At 77.0% G+C, this 25,922-nt stretch carries 7 protein-coding genes; 5 read left to right on the forward strand and 2 right to left on the reverse strand.

Features of this window, described 5'->3' with window-relative positions:
• Both ACH5AR_RS00005 and ACH5AR_RS00010 read right to left on the reverse strand, forming a co-directional pair.
• Nucleotides 1-1,937 (reverse strand): type I polyketide synthase (locus ACH5AR_RS00005; protein WP_396299034.1); only part of this gene is annotated, 1,937 nt, incomplete at its 3' end.
• A 99-nt stretch (nucleotides 1,938-2,036) separates the two neighbouring features.
• Nucleotides 2,037-18,881: an SDR family NAD(P)-dependent oxidoreductase gene (locus tag ACH5AR_RS00010; protein ID WP_396299035.1), complete on the reverse strand. Its 16,845-nt coding sequence runs from the start codon at nucleotides 18,879-18,881 to the stop codon at nucleotides 2,037-2,039.
• 289 nt (nucleotides 18,882-19,170) lie between these two features.
• Here ACH5AR_RS00010 and ACH5AR_RS00015 point away from each other — a divergent pair, with 289 nt between their 5' ends.
• The 5 genes from ACH5AR_RS00015 (at nucleotide 19,171) to ACH5AR_RS00035 (ending at nucleotide 25,897) form a co-directional block, all read left to right on the forward strand.
• Complete coding sequence (locus tag ACH5AR_RS00015) at nucleotides 19,171-19,944, forward strand: thioesterase II family protein (RefSeq protein WP_396299036.1); 774 nt, start codon at nucleotides 19,171-19,173, stop codon at nucleotides 19,942-19,944.
• 369 nt (nucleotides 19,945-20,313) lie between these two features.
• Nucleotides 20,314-21,051 carry a Crp/Fnr family transcriptional regulator gene (locus ACH5AR_RS00020; RefSeq protein ID WP_396299037.1) on the forward strand — a complete coding sequence of 246 codons (738 nt, stop codon included), beginning with the start codon at nucleotides 20,314-20,316 and terminating at the stop codon, nucleotides 21,049-21,051.
• A gap of 166 nt (nucleotides 21,052-21,217) precedes the next feature.
• Nucleotides 21,218-22,129: a hypothetical protein gene (locus ACH5AR_RS00025; protein WP_396299038.1), complete on the forward strand. Its 912-nt coding sequence runs from the start codon at nucleotides 21,218-21,220 to the stop codon at nucleotides 22,127-22,129.
• Nucleotides 22,122-24,731 (forward strand): hypothetical protein, encoded by a 2,610-nt coding sequence (locus ACH5AR_RS00030; RefSeq protein WP_396299039.1) that lies wholly within the window; start codon nucleotides 22,122-22,124, stop codon nucleotides 24,729-24,731. The genes ACH5AR_RS00025 and ACH5AR_RS00030 overlap by 8 nt, the downstream gene beginning before the upstream one ends.
• The gene (locus tag ACH5AR_RS00035; RefSeq protein WP_396299040.1) at nucleotides 24,728-25,897 is read left to right on the forward strand and encodes a hypothetical protein; all 1,170 of its coding nucleotides are present in this window, start codon (nucleotides 24,728-24,730) and stop codon (nucleotides 25,895-25,897) included. The genes ACH5AR_RS00030 and ACH5AR_RS00035 overlap by 4 nt, the downstream gene beginning before the upstream one ends.
• Nucleotides 25,898-25,922: the final 25 nt, after the last annotated feature.

A 25,922-nucleotide genomic window follows, 5' to 3' on the forward strand; every position in this document is an offset into this window, starting at 1 on the left:
GCGAGGAAGTGCGGGCGTACGCCCCAGGATTCGACGAGGCGGTAGAGGGCGACTTCGAGGGCGAACAGGGCGGGTTGGGTCCAGCCGGTGCGGTCGAGCAGCTCGCCGCCCTCGGTGATCACCTCGGCCAGTGGCCGCTCCAGGTGGCGGTCCAGTTCCGCGCAGACGGCGTCGAAGGCCGCGGCGAACACCGGGTACCGCCGGTACAGTTCGCCGCCCATGCCGGCGCGCTGGGCGCCCTGGCCGGTGAACAGGAAGGCGGTCCGGCCGGAGGCCGTCCCGGTGATCCCCTCGCCCTCGGCCAGGGCGGCCAGTCCGGCGGCGAGTTCGGTGCGGTCCGCGGCGACCACGGCGGCCCGGTGGGCGAACTGCGCGCGGCCGGTGGCCAGCGAGTAGGCCAGGTCGGTGAGGTCCAGCCCCGGGTCCGCGTCCAGCCGGGCGCGCAGCCGGGCGGCCTGCTCGCGCAGCGCGGGGACGGTCTTCGCCGACAGCAGGTGCGGGACGAGCGCGGGCGCTGCCCCGGCCGGGGCGTCGGTCGTCCCGGCCGGCTCATCCGGCGCCTGCTCGACGATGACGTGGGCGTTGGTGCCGCTGACGCCGAAGGAGGAGACGCCGGCCCGGCGCGGGCGGCCGGTTACGGGCCACGCCCGCTCCTCGGTGACCAGCTCGACCGATCCGGCCGTCCAGTCCACCTCGGGCGTCGGGGCGTCCACGTGCAGGGTGCGCGGGACGGTGCCCCGGCGCATCGCCTCGACCATCTTGATGATGCCGCCGACGCCGGCGGCGGCCTGGGTGTGGCCGATGTTGGACTTCAACGAGCCTAGCAGCAAGGGCAGTTCGCGGTCCTGGCCGTAGGTGGCCAGCAGTGCCTGGGCCTCGATCGGGTCGCCCAGGGTGGTGCCGGTGCCGTGCGCCTCCACCACGTCCACCTCGGCCGCCGACAGCCCGGCGCTCTCCAGCGCCTGCCGGATCACCCGCTGCTGGGCGGGGCCGTTGGGCGCGGTGAGCCCGCTGCTCGCCCCGTCCTGGTTGATGCCCGAGCCGCGGACGAGCGCCAGCACCGGGTGCCCGTTGCGGCGGGCGTCGGAGAGCCGCTCCAGCAGCAGCATGCCCACGCCCTCGCCCCAGGCCGTGCCGTCCGCGGCGGCGGCGAAGGACTTGCAGCGGCCGTCCGGCGCGAGCCCGCGCTGGCGGCTGAACTCCACGAACCCGGCCGGGGTCGAGAGCACCGTGACGCCGCCCGCCAGGGCCAGCGAGCACTCGCCGGAGCGCAGCGCCTGGGCCGCCAGGTGCAGGGCGACCAGCGAGGAGGAGCAGGCGGTGTCCACGGTGACGGCCGGGCCCTCCAGGCCCAGCGCGTACGCCACCCGGCCGGAGGCCACGCTGCCGGCGCTGCCGTTGCCCAGGTAGCCCTCCACCTCCTCGGGGACGGACTGGAAGCGGGCCGCGTAGTCCGCGGTGGCGATGCCGGCGAACACCCCGACCCGGCTGCCGCGCACCGCGGTCGGCGCGATCCCGGCCCGCTCGAAGGCCTCCCAGGAGGTCTCCAGCAGCAGCCGCTGCTGCGGGTCCATCGCCAGCGCCTCGCGCGGGCTGATCCCGAAGAACGCCGGATCGAACTCGTCCGCCCGGTGCAGGAAGCCGCCCTCGCGCACGTAGCTGGTGCCCGGCCTGTCCGGGTCCGGGTCGTACAGCGCCTCGATGTCCCAGCCCCGGTTCACCGGGAAGCCGGATATCGCGTCCACGCCCCCGGCGACGAGCTGCCACAGCTCCTCGGGCGAGGTGACCTCGCCCGGGTAGCGGCAGGCCATGCCGACGATGGCGATCGGCTCCCGGCCGGCGTCGACCAGCTGCCGGTTCTCCCGGCGCAGCCGCTGGATCTCCTTGAGGGAATCCCGGAGCGCCGCGACGACTTCCTGGGGTGCTGCGTTCATCACAAATCTCCGTACATCGGGCATCGGGCTCAGGTGGGGGGACGGCCGACGATCCGCGCCGTGCCCGGTGCGGGCAGGGCGCGGACCGTCCGGGGCGTGTCCCTAGTTGTCGCGGGCCAGGCGGAGCAGCTCGGCCAGATCCATGCCGTCGATCAGCTCGTCGCCGACCGCCTCGGCCGTCCCGACCGCCGCGACGGCGCCGTCCTGGGGAGCGCCGTCCTGGGCGGCGCCGTCCGGTACGGGCCCTCCGTCGCCCGGCAGCCGCGGGTCCAGCGCGGTGCGCAGCTGCTTGGCGAGGACGGCCGGGGTCGGGTAGTCGAAGATCAGCGTGCTGCTCAGGCGCAGACCGGTCGCCTCGGTGAGCAGCTTGCGCAGCTCGACGGCGGTCAGGGAGTCGAAGCCCTGCTCCAGGAAGCCGCCCTCCGGGTCCAGGCCGGTCGACGGCGCCCCGCCGAGCACCCCGGCGGCGCACTCCTCGACCAGCTCCAGCAGCAGCTCGTCGCGCTCCGGCTCGGTGAGGCCGGCGAGCCGCTCGCGCAGCCCGGCGGACCGGTCCGGCCGCTCCCCGTCGGCCGGGGCGTCGCCCGGCGCGGCGCCCGGCCGCGGCGCGGGGGCGTCCTCCCGGGCGGCGCGCCGCCAGGCGGCGAGCAGCGGCAGTGCGGCCCGCAGCTCGGCCGGGAGCTCACCGCCACCGTCCGGCCGCAGGACGGCCGCCAGCGAGGCCTCGTCCTGCTGCTCGACGGCCGCCCAGAAGGACGCGTCCAGCGGGGCCGCCGCCTCGGCACCGGCCTTCGGCTGGACGGCGTCCAGCCAGTACCGGCGGCGCTGGAAGGCGTAGGTGGGCAGGTCGACCGTGCGGCCGTCCGCGTGGAACGCCCTCCAGTCCACCGGCACGCCGTGCAGGTGCAGTGCGGCCAGGGCGGACACCAGGCCGAACTCCTCGGAGCGGTCCCGGCGCTGCGCGGCGACCAGGGCCGCCCGGCCGCCGGCCCGTGCGGCGTCCAGGCACTCCTGTCCCAGGGCGGTGAGCACACCGTCGGGGCCGAGTTCCAGGAAGGTGGTGACACCCTCCGCCAGCAGCGCGGCCAGGGCGTCGTGGAAGCGGACGGTGTGGCGGGCGTGGCGGGTCCAGTAGTCGGGGTCGGTGAGTTCGTCGGTGGTGGCGGGTTTGCCGGTGAGGGTGGAGACGATGGGGATGGTGGGGGTGTGGAAGGTGAGTTCGGTGAGGGTGGTGCGGAACTCGTCGAGCACGGGTTCCATGAGGGGGGAGTGGAAGGCGTGGCTGACGCGTAGTTCGCGGGTCTTGTCGAACTTCTCGGCGATGGTGCGGACGTCGTCGGTGTGGCCGGCGATGACGAGGGAGGTGGGGCTGTTGACGGCGGCGACGGAGACGCGTTCGGTGAGCAGGGGCAGGACGTCGGCCTCGGTGGCGCGCAGGGCCACCATGGTTCCGCCGGTGGGGAGTTGTTCCATCAGGCGGGCGCGGGTGGTGATCAGTCGGGCGGCGTCGGGGAGGTCGAGGACGCCGGCGGCGTGGGCGGCGGCGATCTCGCCGATGGAGTGTCCGGCGAGGAAGTGCGGGCGTACGCCCCAGGATTCGACGAGGCGGTAGAGGGCGACTTCGAGGGCGAACAGGGCGGGTTGGGTCCAGCCGGTGCGGTCCAGCAGCTCGCCGCCCTCGGTGATCACCTCGGCCAGTGGCCGCTCCAGGTGGCGGTCCAGTTCCGCGCAGACGGCGTCGAAGGCCGCGGCGAACACCGGGTACCGCCGGTACAGTTCGCCGCCCATGCCGGCGCGCTGGGCGCCCTGGCCGGTGAACAGGAAGGCGGTCCGGCCGGAGGCCGCCACCCCCCGCAGCACCCCGGCCGCCTGCGGCGCCCCGGTGGCCAGGGCACGCAGCCCGGTCAGCAGGCCCTCGCGGTCCGCTGCGACCACGGCCCCCCGGTGCGCGAACTGCGAGCGCGTGGTGGCCAGGGACAGCCCGAGGTCGGCCGGGTGCAGCAGCGGCTGCTCCTCGACCAGCGCCAGCAGGCGTTCCGCCTGGCCGCGCAGGGCCTCCTCCGAGCGGCCGGAGAGCAGCAACGGCCGGACGGCCGGGGCCTCGGGGGCCCGCTCGGGGGCGGTCGGCGCCGGGTCCCCCTGCTCCAGCACGAGGTGGGCGTTGGTGCCGCTGATGCCGAAGGAGGAGACGCCGGCCCGGCGCGGGCGGCCGGTCTCGGGCCACGCCCGCGTCCCGGTGGCGAGTTCCACCGCGCCGGCCGTCCAGTCCACGTGCGGCGAGGGCTCGTCCACGTGCAGGGTGCCGGGCAGGACGCCGTGCCGCATGGCGAGCACCGTCTTGATCACGCCGGCGACGCCCGCCGCGGCCTGGGTGTGGCCGAGGTTGGACTTCACCGAACCGAGCAGCAGCGGCAGTTCGCGGTCCTGGCCGTAGGTGGCCAGCAGCGCCTGGGCCTCGATCGGGTCGCCCAGCCGGGTGCCGGTGCCGTGCGCCTCCACCACGTCCACCTCGCCCGGGGCGAGCCCGGCGGCGGCCAGCGCCTGCCGGATGACGCGCTCCTGGGCGGTGCCGTTGGGGGCGGTCAGCCCGTTGGAGGCGCCGTCCTGGTTGACGGCGCTGCCGCGCAGCACCGCGAGCACCGGGTGCCCGTTGCGCCGCGCGTCGGAGAGCCGCTCGACCAGCAGCATGCCGATGCCTTCGGAGAACCCGGTGCCGTCGGCGCCTGCCGCGAAGGCCTTGCAGCGGCCGTCCTCGGCGAGGCCCCGCTGGCGGGCGAACTCGATCAGCAGCTTCGGCGTGGACATCACCGTCACGCCGCCGGCCAGCGCGAGGTCGCACTCGCCGCGGCGCAGCGCGGCCGCCGCGAAGTGCAGGGCCACCAGCGATGAGGAGCAGGCGGTGTCCACGGTGACGGCCGGGCCCTCCAGGCCCAGCGCGTACGCCACCCGGCCGGTGGCCACGCTGGCCGCGCTGCCGTTGCCCAGGTAGCCGTCCACCTCCTCGGGGACGTCCCGCACCCAGGTCGCGTAGTCGTGGTAGACCATGCCGGCGTACACGCCCGTCCGGCTGCCGCGCAGGCCGAGCGGGTCGATCCCGGCCCGCTCCACGGCCTCCCAGGAGGTCTCCAGCAGCAGCCGCTGCTGCGGGTCCATGGCGAGGGCCTCGCGGTGGTTGATGCCGAAGAACGCCGGGTCGAAGCCGGCCACGTCGGTCAGGAAGCCGCCGGTCCGGGTGTAGGTGCGGCCCGGGGTGCCCGGCTCGGGGTGGTAGATGCCCTCCAGGTCCCAGCCGCGGTCGGTCGGGAAGTCCGAGAGCACCGAGCCGCCCTCGGCCAGCACCTCCCAGAGTGCCTCCGGGGTGGCGATGCCGCCGGGGAAGCGGCAGCTCATCGCGACGATCGCGATCGGCTCCTCGGGATCGGCCACGGCGGCCACCGCCGCCGGGGCGGCGGCGTCCGCGTCGGCGCCGAGCAGTTCGACGAGCAGGTGCGCGGCGAGCGCGCGCGGCGTCGGGTGGTTGAACACCAGGGTGGCCGGGAGGCGCAGCCCGGTCGCGGAGTTGAGCCGGTTGCGCAGCTCGACCGCCGTCAGCGAGTCGAATCCCAGCTCCTTGAGGGCCTTCTCCTCCTCCACCGCGTCGCCCGACCCGTGGCCGAGCACCGCGGCGACGTGGCCGCGGACCAGGTCGAGCACGGTCCGCCGGCGGTCCTCGCCGGAGAGCCCGGCCAGGCGCTCGGCCAGGCCGCCCGCCGCAGCGGGGCCGGCCGCCCCGGCGGTGCGGCGGGCCGGTCCGCCGGAGGCCAGGCCGCGCAGCAGCGCGGGGACCTCGGCGGCTCGGCCGCGCAGCTGCGAGCGGTCCAGCTGGATCGGCACCAGCACCGTCTCGCCCGAGGCCACGGCCGCGTCGAACAGGGCCAGTCCGGTCCCGGCGCTCATCGGCACCGCACCGCCGCGCACGATGCGCTTCAGGTCGGCGTCGTCGAGGCGCCCGGCCATGCCGGACCGCTCCTGCCACAGGCCCCAGGCCAGCGCGAGGGCCGGCCGGCCCTGGGCGCGCCGGCGCCGGGCCAGGGCGTCCAGGAAGGAGTTGGCGGCGGCGTAGTTGGCCTGGCCGGGGTTGCCGAGCACGCCGGCGGCGGCCGAGAAGAGGACGAAGTCGGCGGTGTCCCCGGCCAGTTCGTGCAGGTTGAGCGCGCCGGTGACCTTGGGGGCGAGCACCCGGTCGAACTGCGCGGGGGAGAGCGAGAGCACCGTGCCGTCGTCGACCACGCCGGCGGTGTGCACGACGGCGGTGAGCGGGTGCTCGGCGGGGACGGTGGCGAGCAGGGCGGCGAGCTGGGCGCGGTCGGCCACGTCGCAGGCGGCCAGGGTGGCCTCGACGCCCGCCTCGCGCAGGTCGGCGAGGAGTTCGGCGGCGCCCTCGGCCTGCGGGCCGCGGCGGCTGGTCAGCAGCAGGTGCCGTGCGCCGTGCGCGGCGACCAGGTGGCGGGCGGTCAGCTCGCCGAGGCCGCCGATCGCGCCGGTGACCAGGACCGTGCCGGAGACGTCCAGCGTGCGCGGCTCCCCGGCGGCGTCCGGCGCCTTGGCCAGGCGCGGCGCCAGCAGGGCGCCCCGGCGCACGGCCAGCTGCGGCTCGGTGTCCACCGGCAGCGCGGCCGAGGGCAGTTCGCCGCCGTCGTGGTCGACCAGCAGGAGCCGCTGCGGGTTCTCCGACTGCGCGGAGCGGACCAGGCCCCAGACGGCGGCCAGCACCGGGTCGGGCGCGCCGTCCTCCTCGACCGCGACCGCGCCGCGGGTCAGCACGGCGAGGCGGGACTCGGTGAACCGCCGGTCCACCAGCCACTCCTGGACCAGGCGCAGCACCCGCTCGGCCGTCCGGGCCACCGCTGCGGCCAGCTCGTCCGTGGTGTCGGGCCCGTCGTACCGGGGGAGTTCGACCGCGACCACCTCGGGCACGGCCGCGCCGGCGTCCACCGCCGAGCCCAGCTCGGCCAGGGCGGCCAGGCAGTCCGTACCGTCCGTACCGTCCGCGCTGTCCGTGCCGAGGAGGGCCCAGGAGCGGTCGGCCGGCGGACCGGCCGGTACCGGCAGCCACTCGACCCGCAGCAGCGACTCGCGCACGGCCCGGTCGGTGGTGCGCAGCTGCTCGGCGGAGACGGGCCGCAGCAGCAGCGAGTCCACCGAGGCGACCGGCGCGCCGGCGAGGTCCGCCACGGTCAGCGAGAGGGTCTCCGGGGCGGTGCGGGCCAGCCGGACGCGCAGCGCGGTCGCGCCGCTCGCGTGCAGCCGGATCCCGCCCCAGGAGAAGGCGAGCCTGCCCTGGTCGGCGTCGGGCACCAGGCCCATGGCGTGCAGGGCGGCGTCCAGGAGCGCCGGGTGCAGCCCGTACCGGGCGGCCGCGGTCTGCTCGGAGGCGGGCAGGGCGACCTCGGCGAAGACCTCGTCGCCGTGGAGCCAGGCGGCCCGCAGGCCCTGGAAGGCCGGGCCGTAGTCCACTCCGGCCTCGGCGAGCCGCTGGTAGGCGTCGGTGACGTCCAGCGGGGTCGCACCGGCCGGCGGCCAGGCGGTGAGGTCGGCGGCGGGTTCGTCTCCGGCCGCCGAGGCGAGCGTGCCCGAGGCGTGCCGGGTCCACGGCTCGTCCTCGGCGGCGTCGGCCGGCCGGGAGTCGATCCGCAGCGGCCGCACGCCGTCCTGCTCCGCGCCGACCAGGACCTGGAGCCGGACGCCGCCGCGCTCGGGCAGCACCAGCGGGGCCTCCAGGGTGAGTTCGTCGAGGCGGCCGCAGCCCACCTCGTCGCCGGCCCGGACGGCCAGCTCCAGGAACGCCGTGCCGGGCAGCAGGGTGTTGCCCATGACGGTGTGGTCGGCGAGCCACGGCGTGCTGTGCCGGGAGAGCAGCCCGGTGAGCAGGTGGCCGTGGCCGTCGGCGAGCGGGACGGCCGCGCCGAGCAGGGGGTGTTCGGGGGCGGTGAGGCCCGCCGTGGTGACGGCGCCCGAACCGGCCACGGTGTCCAACCAGTAGCGGGTGCGCTGGAAGGGGTAGGTGGGCAGGTCGGTGCGGTGGCCGCCGGTGAGGAGGGGGGTGAAGTCGGCGGGGGCGCCGAGGACGTGGGCTTCGGCGAGGGAGGTGAGGAAGCGGTGGGTGGTGCCGTGGTCGCGGCGCAGGGTGCCGAGGGTGTGGGCGGTGGTGTGGTGGAGGGTGTCCTGGATGGCGCCGGTGAGGACGGGGTGGGGGCTGATCTCGATGAAGAGGTCGTGGCCTTCGTCGGCGAGGCGGCGGGTGGCGTCGGCGAGGCGGACGGTCTGGCGCAGGTTGCGGTACCAGTAGGCGGCGTCCATCGTCGTGGTGTCCAGCCACTGGCTGTCGACGGTGGACCAGAACGGGGTGGCGGCGGGGCGGGGGGTGACGGGGGCGAGCAGGTCGAGCAGTTCGTCTTGCAGCGCCTCGACGTGGGCGGAGTGGGAGGCGTAGTCGACGGGGACGCGGCGGGCGCGGATGCCGTCGGCGGTGAGCTGTTCGAGGAGTTCGTCGAGGGCGTCGGTGTCTCCGGCGACGACGGTGGAGGCGGGGCCGTTGACGGCGGCGACGGAGATGCGGTCGTGCCAGGGGGTGAGGTCGATGTGTTCGGCGGGTTGGGCGATGGAGACCATGCCGCCGTGGCCGGCGATGGCGGTGATGGCCTGGGAGCGCAGGGCGACGACGCGGGCGGCGTCGTGGAGGGTGAGGGCGCCGGCGACGGTGGCGGCGGCGATCTCGCCCTGGGAGTGGCCGATGACGGCGTCGGGGTGGACGCCGTGGGCCTGCCAGAGGGCGGCGAGGGAGACCATGACGGCCCACAGGGCGGGTTGGACGACGTCGACGCGGTCGTAGCCGGGGGCGCCGTCGGTGCCGCGCAGGACGTCGGTCAGGTTCCAGTCGGTGAACTCGGCCAGCGCGTCGGCGCATTCGGTGATGCGCTGGGCGAAGACCGGTTCGGTGTCGAGGAGTTCGACGGCCATGCCGGCCCACTGGGAGCCCTGGCCGGGGAAGACGAAGACCGTCCTGCCGGTCACCTCCGCCGTGCCGGTCACCAGGGCGGGGCTCTCGGCGCCCTCGGCGAGGGCCCGCAGGCCCGCGTCCAGTTCGGTGCGGTCCGAACCGAGCACCACCGCGCGGTGGTTGAACAGTGAGCGGGTGGTCGCGAGCGAGTGGGCGAGGTCGGCCGGGGCGGCCTCGGAGGCCAGGAGCCGGGCGGCCTGGGCCCGCAGGGCCTGCGGGGACTTGGCGGAGAGCAGCAGCGGCAGCACGCCGGGTGCCGGCGCCTCGTCCGTCACGGCTTCTTCCGCGGCGGGCTGTTCGAGGATGACGTGGGCGTTGGTGCCGCTGACGCCGAAGGAGGAGACGCCGGCCCGGCGCGGGCGGCCGGTCTCGGGCCATGCCCGCTCCTCGGTCAGCAGCTCCACCGCGCCCGCCGACCAGTCCACCTCGGGCGTGGGGGCGTCCACGTGCAGGGTGCGGGGCAGTACCCCGTGCCGCATCGCCAGCACCATCTTGATGATGCCAGCGGCGCCGGCCGCGCTCTGGGTGTGGCCCAGGTTGGACTTCACCGAGCCCAGCAGCAGCGGGAGTTCGCGGTCCTGGCCGTAGGTGGCGAGCAGGGCGTTGGCCTCGATCGGGTCGCCCAGGCGGGTGCCGGTGCCGTGCGCCTCGACGGCGTCCACGTCGGCGGAGCCGAGGCCCGCGGCGGCGAGGGCCTGGCGGATCACCCGCTCCTGGGAGGGGCCGTTCGGCGCGGTGAGGCCGTTGGAGGCGCCGTCCTGGTTGATCGCGGTGGACCGGACGACCGCCAGCACCGGGTGCCCGTTGCGGCGGGCGTCGGAGAGCCGCTCGACCAGCAGCACGCCCACGCCCTCGGCCATGCCGAAGCCGTCGGCGGCGGCCGCGAAGGCCTTGCAGCGCCCGTCCTCGGCCAGGCCGCGCTGGCGGCTGAACGCCACCAGCCCCTCGGGGGTGGCCATCACCGCGGCCCCGGCCGCGAGCGCCATCGAGCACTCGCCGGCGCGCAGCGCCTGGACGGCGAGGTGCAGGGCGACCAGGGAGGAGGAGCAGGCGGTGTCGACGGTCACGGCCGGCCCTTCCAGGCCGAGCGTGTAGGAGATCCGGCCGGAGACCACGCTGGCCGCGTTGCCGGTGACCAGGTACCCCTCGTTGCCGGGCGGGGCGGCGGCCAGCAGGGCGGCGTAGTCCTGGCCGTGGGTGCCGACGAACACGCCGACCTGCCCGCCCCGGACGGACACCGGGTCGATCCCGGCCCGCTCGAAGGCCTCCCAGGAGGTCTCCAGCAGCAGCCGCTGCTGCGGGTCCATGGCGTGCGCCTCGCGCGGGCTGATCCCGAAGAACGCCGCGTCGAAGTCGGCGACGTCGTACAGGAAGCCGCCCTCGCGGGTGTACGAGGTGCCGACCCGGTCGGGGTCGGGGTCGTAGAGCCCGTCGAGGTCCCAGCCGCGGTCGGTCGGCAGGGCGCCGACCGCGTCGCGCCCGGCGAGGACCAGCTCCCACAGCTCCTCCGGGGTGCGGACCCCGCCGGGGAAGCGGCAGCCCATGCCGACGATCACGACCGGGTCGTCGTCCGGGGCCGTCGGGGCGGGTGCGACCGGTCCGGCGGCGGGCAGCCGGTCGCCGAGCAGCTGCTCGCGCAGGTGGCCGGCCAGCGCCTTCGCGGTCGGGTAGTTGAAGATCAGGGTGGCGGGCAGCCGCAGCCCGGTCGAGCCGTGCAGGCGGTTGCGCAGCTCGACCGCGGTGAGGGAGTCGAAGCCCAGTTCCTTGAAGGTCCGTTCGGGGTCCACGGCGGTGCCGGCCGGGTACCCGAGCACGGTGCCGGCGGTCGCGCGGACCAGGTCGAGCAGCTCCCGGTCGCACTCGGGCCCGGTCAGCGCGGCCAGCCGCCCGGCGAGCGCCGAGCCGCCGCCCTCGGCCGGGCGCCGCCGGCCGGAGCGGGTGCGGACCAGGCCGCGCAGCAGCGGGTGGACGGCCTCCGTCCGGGCGCGTACGGCGGCCAGGTCGAGCCGGACGGGCATCAGGGCCGGCTCGCCGACCGCGCGGGCGGCGTCCAGCAGCGCCAGGCCCTCCTCGGCGGCGAGCGCCGCGGTGCCGACGCCGGCCATCCGGCGCAGGTCGGTGCCGGTGAGGCGGCCGCCCATGCCGGCGCGCTCCGCCCACAGGCCCCAGGCCAGCGAGACGGCCGGCCGGCCCTCGGCGCGCAGGTGCCGCGCGTAGGCGTCCAGGAAGGCGTTGGCGGCGGCGTAGTTGGCCTGCCCGCCGGCCCCGAACACGGCGGCGGCGGAGGAGTACAGCACGAAGGCGGCCAGGTCGGCGTCGCGGGTGAGCTCGGCGAGGTTGAGCGCGCCGTCGAGCTTGGGCGCGAGCACCCGGTCGAACTGCGCGTCGGTGAGCGTCTCGATCACGCCGTCGTCGACCACGCCGGCGGTGTGCACGACGGCGGTGAGCGGGTGCTCGGCGGGGACGGTGGCGAGCAGGGCGGCGAGCTGGGCGCGGTCGGCGACGTCGCAGGCGGCCAGGGTGGCCTCGGCGCCCGCCTCGCGCAGGTCGGCGAGGAGTTCGGCCGCGCCGGGGGCGTCGGGGCCGCTGCGGCTGGTCAGCAGCAGGCGCCGGACGCCGTGCGCGGTGACCAGGTGGCGGGCGGCCAGCGCGCCGAGGCCGCCGGTGGCGCCGGTGACCAGCGCGGTCCCGTTCGGGTCGAGCGCCGGGGCGCCCTCCCCGGCGGGCCGCACCCGGGCCAGCCGGGCCGCCCGGACGGCGCCGGCCCGCACCAGCAGCTGCGGCTCGTCGCCGGCCAGGGCCGCGGGCAGGGCGCGGTAGGAGGCGTCCTGGGCGTCCAGGTCGACGAGGACGATGCGGTCCGGGTGCTCGGACTGCGCGGAGCGGACCAGGCCCCACAGCGGGGCGGTCACCAGGTCCGGCAGGCCGTCGTCGGCCACCGCGCCCCTGGTCAGCACGACCAGCCGGCTCTCGGCGAAGCGCTCCTCGGCCAGCCACTGCCGGAGCAGGCCCAGCAGCGCGTGGGCGGCCGCCCGTACGGCGGGGACCGGCTCCTGCCCCGCGCCCGGCGCGAGGGGCAGCAGGACGGTGCCGGGGACGCGGCCGTCGGCGGCGGCGAGCGCGGCCAGGTCGGCGTGCCCGTCCACCGTGCTGCCGGCCGCGGTGAGCCCGGCGGCCAGGCCGAGCGCGTCCTCGCCGACCAGGGCGTAGCGGCCGGTGACGGGGGCGGTCCCGGGCAGGTCCGTCCAGTCGACGCGGAACAGCGAGTCGCCGTCGGGCGCGGTGCGCACTGCGCGCAGCTGCTCGGCCGAGACCGGCCGGACGGCCAGTCCCTCCACCGAGACCACGGGCACGCCGTGCTCGTCGGAGGCCTCCAGGGCGACGGAGTCCGGGCCGGCCGGGGAGAGCCGGACGCGCAGCGCCGTCGCGCCGGCGGCGTGCAGCGTCACGCCGCTCCACGCGAACGCCAGGTGGCCCTCCGCGGACTCCTCGCGGTGCCGGACGGCGCCGAGGTCCATGGCGTGCAGGGCGGCGTCCAGCAGCGCCGGGTGCAGCCCGTAGCGGGCCGAGCGGTCGGCGGCCTCCTCGGGCAGCACGACCTCGCTGAACACCTCCTCGCCGCGCCGCCAGGCCGCGCGCACGCCCTGGAAGGCCGGGCCGTACCCGGCGGGCAGCCGCTCGTACAGGTCCTCGACCGGCAGCGGTTCGGCGCCGGCCGGGGGCCACTGGGTGAGGTCCGCGGGGGCGGCCGCAGCGGCGGGGGAGAGGGTGCCGACGGCGTGCCGGGTCCACGGCCGGGACGCCGCGGCGTCCTGCGGCCGGGAGTGCAGGCCGACCGGCCGCGCGCCCGAGGCGTCCGGCTCGCCGACCACCACCTGGACCTGGACGGCGCCCTGCTCGGGCAGCACCAGCGGGGCCTCCAGGGTGAGTTCGTCGAGGCGGCCGCAGCCGACCTCGTCGCCGGCCCGGACGGCCAGGTCCACCATGGCGGTGCCCGGCAGCAGGGTGGTGCCCATGACGGTGTGGTCGGCCAGCCAGGGGTGGGTGGTGCGCGAGACCAGGCCGGTGAGCAGGTGGCCGCGGCCGTCGGCGAGCGGGACGGCCGCGCCGAGCATCGGGTGGTCGGCCGCGGCCAGGCCGACGGCGGTCACGTCCGAAGCGCCGGCGGCGGCCTCCAGCCAGTAGCGGGTGCGCTGGAAGGGGTAGGTGGGCAGGTCGGTGCGGCGGCCGGCGGTGGTGCGGGGGCTCCAGTCGACGGGGGTGCCGTGGACGTGGGCTTCGGCGAGGGAGGTGAGGAAGCGGTGGGTGGTGCCGTGGTCGCGGCGCAGGGTGCCGAGGGTGTGGGCGGTGGTGTGGTGGAGGGTGTCCTGGATGGCGCCGGTGAGGACGGGGTGGGGGCTGATCTCGATGAAGAGGTCGTGGCCTTCGTCGGCGAGGCGGCGGGTGGCGTCGGCGAGGCGGACGGTCTGGCGCAGGTTGCGGTACCAGTAGGCGGCGTCCATCGTCGTGGTGTCCAGCCACTGGCTGTCGACGGTGGACCAGAACGGGGTGGCGGCGGGGCGGGGGGTGACGGGGGCGAGCAGGTCGAGCAGCTCGGCTTCCAGCGCCTCGACATGGGCCGAGTGGGAGGCGTAGTCGACGTTGATCCTGCGGGCCTGGACGCCCTCGGCGGTGCAGCGCTCCAGCAGTTCGTCCAGGGCGTCGGCGTCTCCGGCGACGACGGCCGAGGCGGGGCCGTTGACGGCGGCGACGGAGATCCGGCCGGCCCACGGCGCGAGGGTGGCGAGCGCGTCCTCGGCGGACAGGGGCAGCGACACCATGCCGCCGTGGCCGGCGATGGCGGTGATGGCCTGGGAGCGCAGGGCGACGATGCGGGCGGCGTCGTGGAGGGTGAGGGCGCCGGCGACGGTGGCGGCGGCGATCTCGCCCTGGGAGTGGCCGATGACGGCGTCGGGGTGGACGCCGTGGGCCTGCCAGAGGGCGGCGAGGGAGACCATGACGGCCCACAGGGCGGGTTGGACGACGTCGACGCGGTCGTAGCCGGGGGCGCCGTCGGTGCCTCGGAGGACGTCGGTCAGGTTCCAGTCGGTGAACTCGGCGAGGGCGTCGGCGCATTCGGTGATGCGCTGGGCGAAGACCGGTTCGGTGTCGAGGAGTTCGACGGCCATGCCGGCCCACTGGGAGCCCTGGCCGGGGAAGACGAAGACCGTCCTGCCGGTCACCTCCGCCGTGCCGGTCACCAGGGCGGGGCTCTCGGCCCCCTCGGCGAGGGCCCGCAGGCCCGCGTCCAGTTCGGCGCGGTCCGAACCGAGCACCACCGCACGGTGGTTGAACAGCGAGCGGGTGGTCGCGAGCGAGTGGGCGAGGTCGGCCGGGGCGGCCTCGGAGGCCAGGAGCCGCGCGGCCTGGGCCCGCAGGGCCTCCGGGGACTTGGCGGAGAGCAGCAGCGGCAGCACCCCGTGCGCGTCCGGCTCGTCCGACGGGGCCGGCTCCGGCTCCGCCTGCTCGATGATGACGTGGGCGTTGGTGCCGCTGACGCCGAAGGAGGAGACGCCGGCCCGGCGCGGGCGGCCGGTCTCGGGCCATGCCCGCTGTTCGGTGAGGAGTTCGACCGCGCCGGCCGTCCAGTCCACGTGCGGGGTGGGCTCGTCGACGTGCAGGGTGCGGGGGAGGACGCCGTGCCGCATGGCGAGCACCATCTTGATGATGCCGCCGACGCCGGCGGCGGCCTGGGCGTGGCCGATGTTGGACTTCAGCGAGCCGAGCAGCAGCGGGAGTTCGCGGTCCTGGCCGTAGGTGGCGAGCAGGGCGTTGGCCTCGATGGGGTCGCCCAGGCGGGTGCCGGTGCCGTGCGCCTCGACGGCGTCCACGTCGGCGGAGCCGAGGCCGGCGGCGGCCAGCGCCTCGCGGATCACCCGCTCCTGTGCCGGGCCGCTCGGGGCGGTCAGCCCGTTGGAGGCGCCGTCCTGGTTCACCGCCGTGCCGCGGACCACGGCGAGCACCGGGTGCCCGTTGCGGCGGGCGTCGGAGAGCCGCTCGACCAGCAGCACGCCCGCACCCTCCGCCCAGCCGGTGCCGTCGGCGGAGGCGGCGAAGGACTTGCAGCGGCCGTCCTCGGCCAGGCCGCGCTGGCGGCTGAACTCGACGAACACCTCGGGCGTGGCCATCAGCGCCACGCCGCCCGCCAGGGCGAGGTCGCACTCACCGCGGCGCAGCGCGGCCACGGCCAGGTGCAGGGCCACCAGCGAGGAGGAGCAGGCGGTGTCCACGGTGATCGCCGGGCCTTCGAAGCCGAAGGTGTACGCCACCCGGCCGGAGGCGACGCTGCCCGCGGTGCCGGTGCCGAGGTAGCCCTCCACCTCCTCGGGCACCCGGGCCAGCCGGCCGGCGTAGTCGTGGAACATCACGCCGGTGAACACGCCGGTGCGGCTGCCGCGCAGCGCCTCCGGGTCGATGCCGGCGCGCTCCAGGGCCTCCCAGGAGGTCTCCAGCAGCAGCCGCTGCTGCGGGTCCATGGCGAGCGCCTCGCGCGGGCTGATCCCGAAGAACCCGGCGTCGAACTCGGCGCTGTCGTACAGGAATCCGCCCTCCCGGACGGAGGAGGAGCCCGCCGAGCCGGGGGCGCCGCCGAACAGCGCCCCGGTGTCCCAGCCGCGGTCCGTCGGGAACGCGGAGACGGCGTCCCGGCCCTCGGCCACCAGCTCCCACAGGGCCTCCGGGGTGACCGCCCCGCCCGGGTAGCGGCAGCTCATCGCGACGATCGCGACCGGGTCCTCCTCGGCCGCCGCGGACCGGGCCGGGGCGGCCGGCAGCGGTGCCTCGTCGAGGAGGCCGGCCAGCAGGAAGGCGGTCAGCCGGGCCGGGGTGGGGTGGTCGAAGACCACGGTCGCGGCGAGGCGCAGACCGAGCGCGGTGCGCAGCCGGTTGCGCAGCCGTACGGCCGAGGCGGAGTCGATCCCGAGGTCCTTGAAGGCCCGTTCGGGGGCGATCGTCCGCGGCAGGCCCCGGCCGAGCACGCCGGCCGCCTCGGCCCGCACCAGGCCGAGCAGCGCCTGCCGGGCCTCCTCCCGGGGCAGCGTGCGCAGCCGGGCGGCGAAGGCGGTGTCCGCCGCGCCCTCCCCGGCGTCCGCCGGGTCCTGGAAGAGGACGCCGGCGGTGTCCCGGGTGGCGACCACGGGGGTGTCGGTGCCGGCCAGCGCGGCATCCAGCAGCGCGCCCAGCTCGGCCTCGGACACCGCGCCCGGCCCGGTGGCGTCCCAGGCCAGCGAGACGGCGTGCCGGCCGCCCGCCCGGCGGTGCTGGGCCAGCGCGTCCAGGAAGGCGGCGCAGCCGCCGCGGTCGGCCTCGTCCGCGCCCCGCAGCGCCCCGGCGGAGGAGACCAGCAGGAAGGCCGTCAGATCGAGCCCGGCGGTGAGCTCGTGCAGGGCCACCGCGCCGTCGACACCGGTCCGCACCCAGCGGTCGGCCTGCCCGCCGGCGGCCGGTTCGGGGTCCCCTGCCGCGTGCACCACCGCCGCGAGCGGGTGCTCGGCGGGGACGGCGGCCAGCAGCTCGGCGAGGGCCGTGCGGTCGGCGGCGTCGCAGGCGGCCAGGGTGACCTCGGCGCCGGACCCGCCCAACTCCGCGGCCAGCGCGGCCGAGCCGGGGGTGGCGGGGGTGGCGGAGGCCAGCACCAGGTGCCGGACGCCGTGCTCGGCGACCAGCCGCCGGGCGATCGCGGCGGCGGCCGCCCCGTCGGCGCCGGTGACCAGCACGGTGCCCTCGACGCGGCGCCGGGCGGCCGCCGCGGCCACCGGCACCAGGCGGGGCACCCGCAGCACCCCGCCGCGGACGGCGAACTGCGGCTCGCCGGTGGCCAGGGCGGCCGGCAGGGCGGCCGCGGAGGCGGCCTCGCCGTCGAGGTCGGCCACGGTGAACCGGCCGGGGTGAGCGGCCTGCGCCGCGCGCAGCAGCCCCCAGACCGGCGCCTGGGCGGGCGCCGGGACCTCCTCGCCCGGGTGCACGGCCAGCGCGCCGCGGGTCAGCACCACCAGGCGGGTCCCGCGCAGCCGCTCGTCGGCGAGCCAGCGCTCCAGCAGCTCGGCGGCCTCGCGAGCGGTGCGCCGGGCGGCGTCCGCGAGGGGCTCGGCGGCGGGCTCCGCCCCGGGGGCGGGCCGTGCGGCGGCGGTGGGCCAGGGCAGGTAGGCGACCTCGGGCGCGGCACCGGCGGCGGCCAGCTCCGCCGGGCCGGGGTAGGCCGTCAGGCCGCCAAGCCCCTCCGGCGCGTCGGCCGGGCGGCCGAGCAGCGCGGCGCGCACCGGCTGCGCGGGTGCGGCGGGCACCGGCACCCAGTCCGTCCGGTACAGCGCCTCCTGCTGCCCGCCCCGGGCGCCGAGCAGCGTGCCGGGAAGGTCGGGCAGCCGGTGCCGGGTGACCTTGCCCGAGGCGGTGCGCGGCACCGCGGCGATCGACCGCACCTCCTGCGGCACCTTGTACCAGGACAGCTGCTCGGCGCAGGCGGCGAAGACCAGTTCGGCGTCGACGCCCTCCGGCGCTGCGACCACGAACGCCACCGGCACCTCGCCGAGCACCTCGTGGGGCCGGCCCGCCACCGCGACGTCCAGCACGCCGGGCACCGAGCGGACGACGTCCTCGATCTCGCCCGGGTGGATGTTCTCCCCGCCCCGGATGATCAGCTCCTTGCGCCGCCCGCTGATCGTCAGCTGGCCGCCGGGCGCCCGCAGCGCCAGGTCGCCGGTGCGGTACCAGCCGTCCCGCAGCGCCTCGGCGGTGGCCTCCGGGCGGTTGTGGTAGCCCTGCATCAGGCTCGGCCCGCGCACCCACACCTCGCCCTCGGCGCCGGGGGCGGTGTCGATCCCGGTCTCCGGGTCGACCACCCGCACCTCCAGCCCGGGTACGGGCAGGCCGCAGGAACCGGTGACCCGCTCGGCACCCGGAGCCTCGGTCGCGATCGCGCCGCAGGTCTCGGTGGAGCCGTAGCTGTTCAGCAGCGGGATGCCGAAGGCGTCCTCGAAGTCCTGGGCCAGCGAGGCCGAGGTCACCGCACCCGTCGAGAGGCAGACCCGCAGCCCGGGCAGGCCCGCCCGGCCGGTGGCGGACTCCTGCAGCAGGTGGTGGTAGAGGGCGGGCACGCCGGCCAGGAAGGTGTACGCGTCGCCGCGCAGCTCGGCCAGCACCTCGTCCGCGGAGAAGCCCGGCATGATGTGCGCCGTCGCGCCGGTCGCGGTGACGCCGACCACGCAGACGATGTGCGCCAGGCTGTGGAACAGCGGCAGCGGCCAGAGCACCAGGTCGTCCCGGGAGAGCCCGAGCAGCGGCGCGTAGCAGGACGCCACCGACCACAGGCAGCTGCGCTGGGTCGACAGCACGCCCTTCGGCGTGCCGGTGGAGCCCGAGGTGTAGAGCATGAAGGCGGTCTCGTCCAGGCCGAGGTCGTCGCGCGCGGGCGCCGGCGGCTCGGTGGCGGCCAGCGCCTCGAACGACGGCAGGTCCGGCGCCGCCGCGCCGGAGACGACCACCAGCAGCCCGGGGCGCTCGGCCCGCAGCCGCAGCACCTGGTCCAGGTGGTGGGCGTCGGTGACGACCACGGCCGCGCCGCTGTCGTCCAGGATGTGCGCCAGCTCCTCGTCGCTGGAGTGCGGGTTGACCGGGACGGCGACGCCGGCCGCCCGGACCGCCGCCAGGTAGCCCTCCACCACCGCCACACCGGCGTCCAGGAGGATCGCCACCCGCCCGCCGCGCTCCAGGCCCAGCGCCGCCAGGTGGCCGGCGAGGCGGCCCGTCCGGCGCTCCAGCTCGGCGTAGCCGACGGACCGGCGGCCGTCCCGGAAGGCGGCCCTGTCGCCGAGCGACGCGGCCTGGGAGCGCAGCAGTTCGGGCAGCGGCCTGATCAGCTCGGTACGCGGCATGTCAACGGCTCCTTGGGCACGCGGAAACAGCACGGGAGGCTCGGAAGTCCCGGAGAACAGGTAGGGGTGACGCATCATTCGGTATCCCGTGGCAGTCTCGTCCAGCCCCGGCCGGGGGCCGCACCCCTACGGTTCCCCTACGGGCCCTTGTCCGGCCCGGCCCCACCGCAGGAAACCGGGGGTGCCGGGCGCTGAGGGGTTGCCCGGCCGCCCGCGCTGCCCCAGCCTCGGAGCGGGGGTGGCCCGCCGGTGGGGCGGGGGCCCCGTCCAGAAGGGACCACCGGACACCATGACGCTCACCGACGGTACGGCCGACAGCTGGATCCGCCGCTTCCACCCGGCCCCGGACGCCCGGGTCCGCCTGGTCTGCCTGCCCCACGCGGGAGGGTCGGCGAGCTACTGGTACCCGATGTCCGCCGCCACGCCGGGCGACGTCGACGTCCTCGCCGTCCAGTACCCCGGTCGGCAGGACCGGCGCAACGAACCCTGCCTGGAGACCGTCGAGGCCCTCGCCGACCGCGTCACCGAGGCCCTGCTGCCGCACCGTGACCTGCCCCTCGCGCTGTTCGGCCACAGCATGGGCGCGGTCGTGGGCTTCGAGGTCGCCCGCCGCCTGGAGGAGCTGGGCACCCCGCCGGCCGTCCTGTTCGCCTCCGGCCGCCGCGCGCCCTCCCGGCACCGGGACGAGGACGTCCACCTGCGGGGCGTGGACGGCATCGTGGCGGAACTGCGCAAGCTGGACGGCACCGACCCGCGGGCCCTCCAGGACCCCGAGCTGCTGCGGATGATCCTGCCCGCCGTCCGCGCCGACTACCGGGCCGTCGAGACCTACCGCTACCGGCCCGGGCCGCCGCTGAGCTGCCCGGTCCACGCGCTGGTCGGCGACAGCGACGAGAAGGCGACCGTGGACGAGGCCGGGGCCTGGGGCGAGCACACCACCGGCGGGTCCTCGCTGCACGTGTTCACCGGCGGGCACTTCTACCTGACCGGCCACCAGGAGGAGATCGTCCGGCTGGTCTCGGAGCGGGCGCTGGCGGCGGCGGTCCGGGGGCCGGCCCGCTGATCCGCCGCGCGCCGGCCGCCCGGTACGCCGCGGCCGCCGCGGCCGCCGCCTCCCGCCGGGCCGGCGCCTCGTCGGCAGGCCGGCCGGCCGCGAGCAGGCGGTCGGCGAGGGCGCCGTGGGCTATCTCCGTGGCGGTCGCCGAGTACGACCAGGGTGCTCGGCATGACGAGGCCTCAGCCGTCGGGCTGCGGCCTCGTCGCTTGTGCCGTCCGCACCGGCGGTCCGCCGCACGCCACAGCAGACTCATTCACCCCGTGCGCACCATCTTGGGCCTGTTGGCGCAGCTTTGGCCGAAATTCGCCACCGGCAGGTCTACGATCTCCCAACGTCGGACCGAACCAAGGCCGTTGACGATCTTTGGGGGATGACATGGGCCTGCTCGGCGATGACCTGCCGTTCGCCCGTACCCTGAGCCCGCACGACCGTGAGGCGTTCCTCGCACTCGGAGCCCCGAAGACCTACGAACCCGGCCGCCACCTGGTCACGGAGGGGGACCGCACCACCCACGTCCTGCTGGTGCTGACCGGCTGGGCGATGGTCTACGTGGCCACCGACCGCGGGGCCACCCGGCTCGTCCTGAGCCTGCGCGGCCCGGGCGAACTGGTCGGCGAACTGGCCGCGTTGGACGAGCGGCCGCGCAGTGCGACGGCCCAGGCGCTCGGCACCGTCCGGGCGCTCGTGATCCCGGGGGAGCGGTTCCGGCGGTTCCTGGCCGAGGCCCCCCGGGTCGGCAGCCAGGTCATGTCCCAACTCGCCTCCCGGCTGCGGGAGTCCGACCGTGAGCGCTCGGCCTTCGCCTCCCTCACCGTGGTCCAGCGGCTGGCCCGGCGGCTCGTCGAGCTCTCCGCGACCGGAGCCGCGGTCCGGCCGGCCGGCTCCGGTGGCCCCGGCGGCGGTCCGGCCGCCGTGGTGCACCTGGCGCAGGACGACCTCGCGGCCACCGTCGGCGCCACCCGCGAGGCGGTGGCCAAGGCCCTGAAGCTGCTCCGCGACCGGAGGCTGGTGCGCACCGGCACCCGGATGGTCGAGATCCTCGACCCCGCCCCGCTCCTGCTGCTCGCCCAAGGGGTGCACGGGCCGGGGCCGGGCGCCCGTCCGAACACCTGAGATCCGCCCGCCCGGAGAACCGGACCCGGGAACCACACGCCCGAGAACCACACCCGAGATCCACATCCGAGGTCCGGAAGGACCTGAGACCGGCGTGGAGCCGGGGTCCGGCCGCGCATGTAAAGCATCACAGACAGCCCGGCATGCGGCGCCGGATCCTGGCGGCATGTCGAAGACAACCGCGGGGGTGACCGTGCTCGACCACGCAGTCGATGCCGTGTACAAGCTGGTGGTCAGCGTGGACGTCCGGAGGTCCGGCGACTACGACGACGCGAGGAAGACCCGGATGCGCCGGCGGCTGTACGCCGTGCTCGACCAGGCCTTCGCCGCGGCCGGCGTGCCGGCCGGCGCCGTCCACCGCGAGGACCGGGGCGACGGCGTCCTGGCGGCCCTCGGCCCCGACATCGCGCCCGCCCGGATCCTCGGCGTCTGGGTCACCGAAGTGCACGAGCAACTGAAGTACCTGAACGCCGAGTTGGCGACGAGGCTGGGGCTGCGCATCGCCCTGCACGTCGGCCCGGTGATGCGCGACGCCCACGGCATCAGCGGCCACGCCGTGGACCTCGCCTGCCGGCTCGCCGACGCGGAGGCAGCCCGCCGGCTGCTCGACCGGGACCGCGCCGACCTGGTCGTGGTCGTCTCCGACTCGCTCTACCGCGAGGTGGTCTGCCACGGCGGCCGCTTCGTCGACCCCGAGGACTACGCCCCGGCCCGGCTGCGCCTCAAGGAGGGCGCCACCCCCGCCTGGGTCCGGCTGCCCGGCCGGCCCCGGCCCGCACCGTTCCCGCAGGACGGGGAACCGGCGGACCCCGGCCCGGCCGGCCCCGACAGCGCGGCCGGCCCGGACAGCGCGGCCGGCCCGGACGGCACCAACGGCCCCGACGGCCCGCCGCACGGCCCGTCCGGCCCGGCCCCCGGAGGACCGCCGGGCGCAGGGCCGGCCTGGGGCCCGCCCGGCACCGCCCGGGACCTGCGCGGGCTGGACCGGGTGGGGGGCGACGTCTCGTTCAACGAGGGCAACGTCTACCAGGGCCCGGTGCACATCGGCCGCACCGTCCGGGGGGTGCACGGTGCCTGAGCCGCTGCCCGACGCCCGGCCCGTCGAGACGACCAGGAGGCCGCCGGGGGAGGGCGACTCGCCGCCCCCCGTCGACGGGCCGGGCGACCGCCCCGTCGACCCGCCCGTCGCCGCCGGTGGCGAACCCGACCCCGGCGCCGCCGCCGAGGACGAGCGGGAGGCGCAGAGGCGCCTCGAACGCGAGCAGGCCGACCGGTTCCGCGAGCGCAGCCGCGACCGGCTGCTCGACGAGGAGGACGAGGAGGGCGGGCCCGCCGCCGGGATGGGGGCGACCTCCCGGGCCCACCGCGAGGCCCGCGGCGCCTACCGGGTGGCCGGCGACCACCACCTGTTCGACCGCACCGTGTTCCACCAGGCCCACATCGGCGACGTCCACCTGCGGCTGGACAGCCGGCAGGCCGTCGGCGCGGTCAGCGGGCCCGTCCCCGAGGCGGAGGTGCGCCGGGTGCGCCGGATATACCGGGAGCCGCAGGGCTACGTCGAGCTCCAGCGCACGCTGAGCCGCCAGCGCGTCCTGGTCCTGGCCGGCGCCCCCGGCACCGGCCGGACCTGCACCGCGCTCGCCCTGCTGGACGAGCTGACCCAGCGCCGGCCGACCGCCGACGCCACCGCGCCGGACGCCCCGGCGGACGGCTCCGCGACCGGCTCCGCGACCGGCGCCGCCGCGGAGCCGCCGCCCCGGGTGTCCCGGGTCTCCCCGGAGACGGCCGTGCGCCGGCTGGCCGTCACCGTGTCCGGCGACACCCGGCGCGGACACGGCTACCTGCTCGAACTCCCGGTCGTGCGCGGCGGTGGCGCCGAGCCGCCGAGCGAGCTCGAACTGGATGCCCTCGCCACGGCTCTCGTCGGCTCCGACTCCTTCGCCGTCCTGGTCGTGGCGGCCGGCCCCACGGCCACCCCGCTGCTGTCCGGCCGGTACGGGCTGATCTGCCCGCCGGCTCCCACCGAGGAGCTGCTGCGGGCCCGGATCACCGCGAGCCTGGCGGCGGGGACGGCCGGGGACGCCGGGATCCCCGCCGGGCTGAGCGCGCGGGCCGAAGGGCTCGCCGAGGACCCCGAACTGCGCGCCGCCGTCGGGCTGGAGGACCTGCGCCCCGCCGAGGCCGAACTGCTCGCCGACCTGATCGCCGCCCACGTGCTCGACCGGCTGACCTTCGCGGAACTCCTCGCGGGCTGCGCCAGCCTGGCCCCGCAGCAGGCCCAGGAGTGGTTCGCCGGTGCCGACCGCGAGATCGCCGACCCGGGCGACGCCGCCGGCCCCGACCCGTCCGCCCCCCGGGCCGTCGGCCGGTCGGCCGCCGCCGTGCTGCACCCGACCGCCTCCCGGATCGCCCTGGCGGTCCTCAACGGCGCCGCGCACAGCGCCGTCGCCGAGGCCGCCCGCCTGCTCACCTGGGAGCTCGCGGTCGCCCGCGACCCGGACAACACGCCCGCCCGCCCGCTGTTCTGCGACGACCCGGTCTCCGACCTCGCCTCGCTGCGCGCCGAGTTGACCGACGGCGAGGTGGAGACGGCGGGGGTCCGGGCGCCCGCCCGGATCGTCCGCTACCGCGGCTCGGCGCTGTCCGCCGCGGTGCTCGCCGAGGTCTGGGACCGGCACCACCCGGCCCGCGAACCGGTCGTCCGCTGGATGCGGGTGCTCGCCGACGACCCCCGGCCGGAGATCTGGGTGCGCGCCGCACTGGCCTCCGGCGAACTCTGCGCGCGCGACTTCGCCACCGGCTACGAGAAGCTGGTCCGGCCGATGGCCACCGCCCGGGCGGCCCGGCGCCGGGCCTTCGCCGCCACCGTGCTGGACCAGGCGGCCCGGCACGAGAGCCACCGGCCGGCCGTCCAGACCCTGGTCGACGGCTGGAGCCGGTCGCACTCCGCGCACCTGCGCTGGACCGCCGCCCTGGTGCTGGGCTTCGGCCACGCCGCCCCGGTCGAGGCCGCCCTCGACGGCCTGGCCCGGATCGGCACCCACGAGGACGACGACAGGGCGCCGATCGCCTCGCACGGCATCGTCCGGCTGCTGGCCGGCCCCGACGACCGGGCCGTGCTGCGCCGCCTCGCCCGGTGGACCGGCGACAAGCGGGTGCCCCACCAGGACCTGGGCCTGCTGGCGGTCGTCCGGCTCGCGGTGACCACGGTCGGCGAGGTCTGGGACGGCGAGGGCCGGCCGGACCTGGAGGCCCACCTGGAGTGGCCGCTGCCGCTGGCCCTCGCGGCCACCCGGCCCGACCGCGCGGGCCCGCTGGCCGACCTGCTGTGGACAGCCCTGAACACGCCGCGCTCCCACGAGGCCGCCACCGACTGCCTGGAGCTGTGGCTGCGGACGGCCGCCGACGAGGACGGCCCGGACACCCGGGCGGGCCTGGCCGCGCTGCTCCCGGCCGTGATCAGCACCGGTCGCGACCGGCAGCGCCTGGACTGGCTGCTGCGCCGCATGATGAGCGACCCGGACGAGCCGCTGCCGAAGGCGCGGGCCCGCGAGCTGTGGCACCTCGCCACCGGCGACCGCCCCGACGGCGAGCGGCCCGCCGGGCGGAACAGGCCCACCGACCGCCGTCCGGAAGGGCGGTCCGGTGAGGACGTCAGGGAGAGGGAGGAGCGACGATGACGGACGACCCCCGGGCCGGCGGCCCGCCGGACCCCGCCGCGGCGGGGCCCGACCGGCCGGCCGGACCGCTGCTGAAGGAGTACGCACGCCCGGCCGACTGCACCCGCAAGCCCAGCGCCCAGGTCGCCCTGGTGCACTTCTACCGCAACGGCGGCCACAGCGTGGTCACCGCGATGGGCACCGAGCACGTCGACCGCCCGCGCTTCGCCCGGCCGGTGACGATCTGCGAGGTGGCCCGGGGCACCCACCTGTGCCGGCTCTCCCTCCAGGTCCCGGCGGCCGGCGGCGCCACCTTCTTCGAGGTGGAGGTGGACGTGCAGTGGGCGGTCGCCGACTACCACAAGGTGGTGGACGGGCAGGTCAGGAACGTCGCGGAGCGCCTGGAGGGCCCGCTGCTGGAACGCCTGCGCACGATCTGCTCCGGCTACCCGGTGTCCGCCGCCGCCGAGGTCGACCGCGCGGCCAAGTCCGCCTGCCGGAACCGGCAGTGGGACGACCTGGGCTACGACCTCGGGCTGCACGTGGACGTCTACGTACGGGTCGCGGTGGACAGCACGACCATCCGGCACGCCGACGCTGACCGGGACTCCGACTACCAGGACCGCACCACGGCCCGGGGCTACGACCGCGAGATGGCGGCGGAGCGCCACCGCACCGAGCTGCTCCAGATCCGGATGCGCACCTTCCGGGCCATGCTGGAGGGCGGCGAGTGGAACCAGATCTGCTTCATGCTCGCGGACAACCCGGACCAGGCGCGCGCCTTCATGGAGGTGCTGCGCCAGGAGGCCCGCGCGGACAAGCAGGAGCTGCTGGAGCACACCCTGCGCCTGGTCGAGAAGGGCGTCATCCAGTCGGCCGAACTGGAGGCGCAGGTAGGGGAGTTGCTGGGGACGAGCGCCTACCGCATCTCCCCGGGCGGCTTCAACCGGCTGCCGACCAGGGACCAGGGACGGCGGTCCGAGCTCCCGGCCCGGGAGCAGGGCGGCGGCCGGGAGGCTCGGGGGGACGGCGACGGCCCGGCGTTCACCCCGTCCTGGGTGGAGGAGCCCGCGCGCCGGCCCAGCGAGCTCTTCGACGACTGGGACCACTCCGACCCCGACGCCGCCGCGCGGGACCGCACCCCGCCCGAGGACCGCCGCGGCCGGGACCGCGACGACGACCGCTAGGACCGCGACGACCGCTAGGACCGCG

The sequence above is a fragment of the Kitasatospora sp. NPDC018619 genome (assembly GCF_044391605.1).
Classification (GTDB): Bacteria; Actinomycetota; Actinomycetes; order Streptomycetales; family Streptomycetaceae; genus Kitasatospora.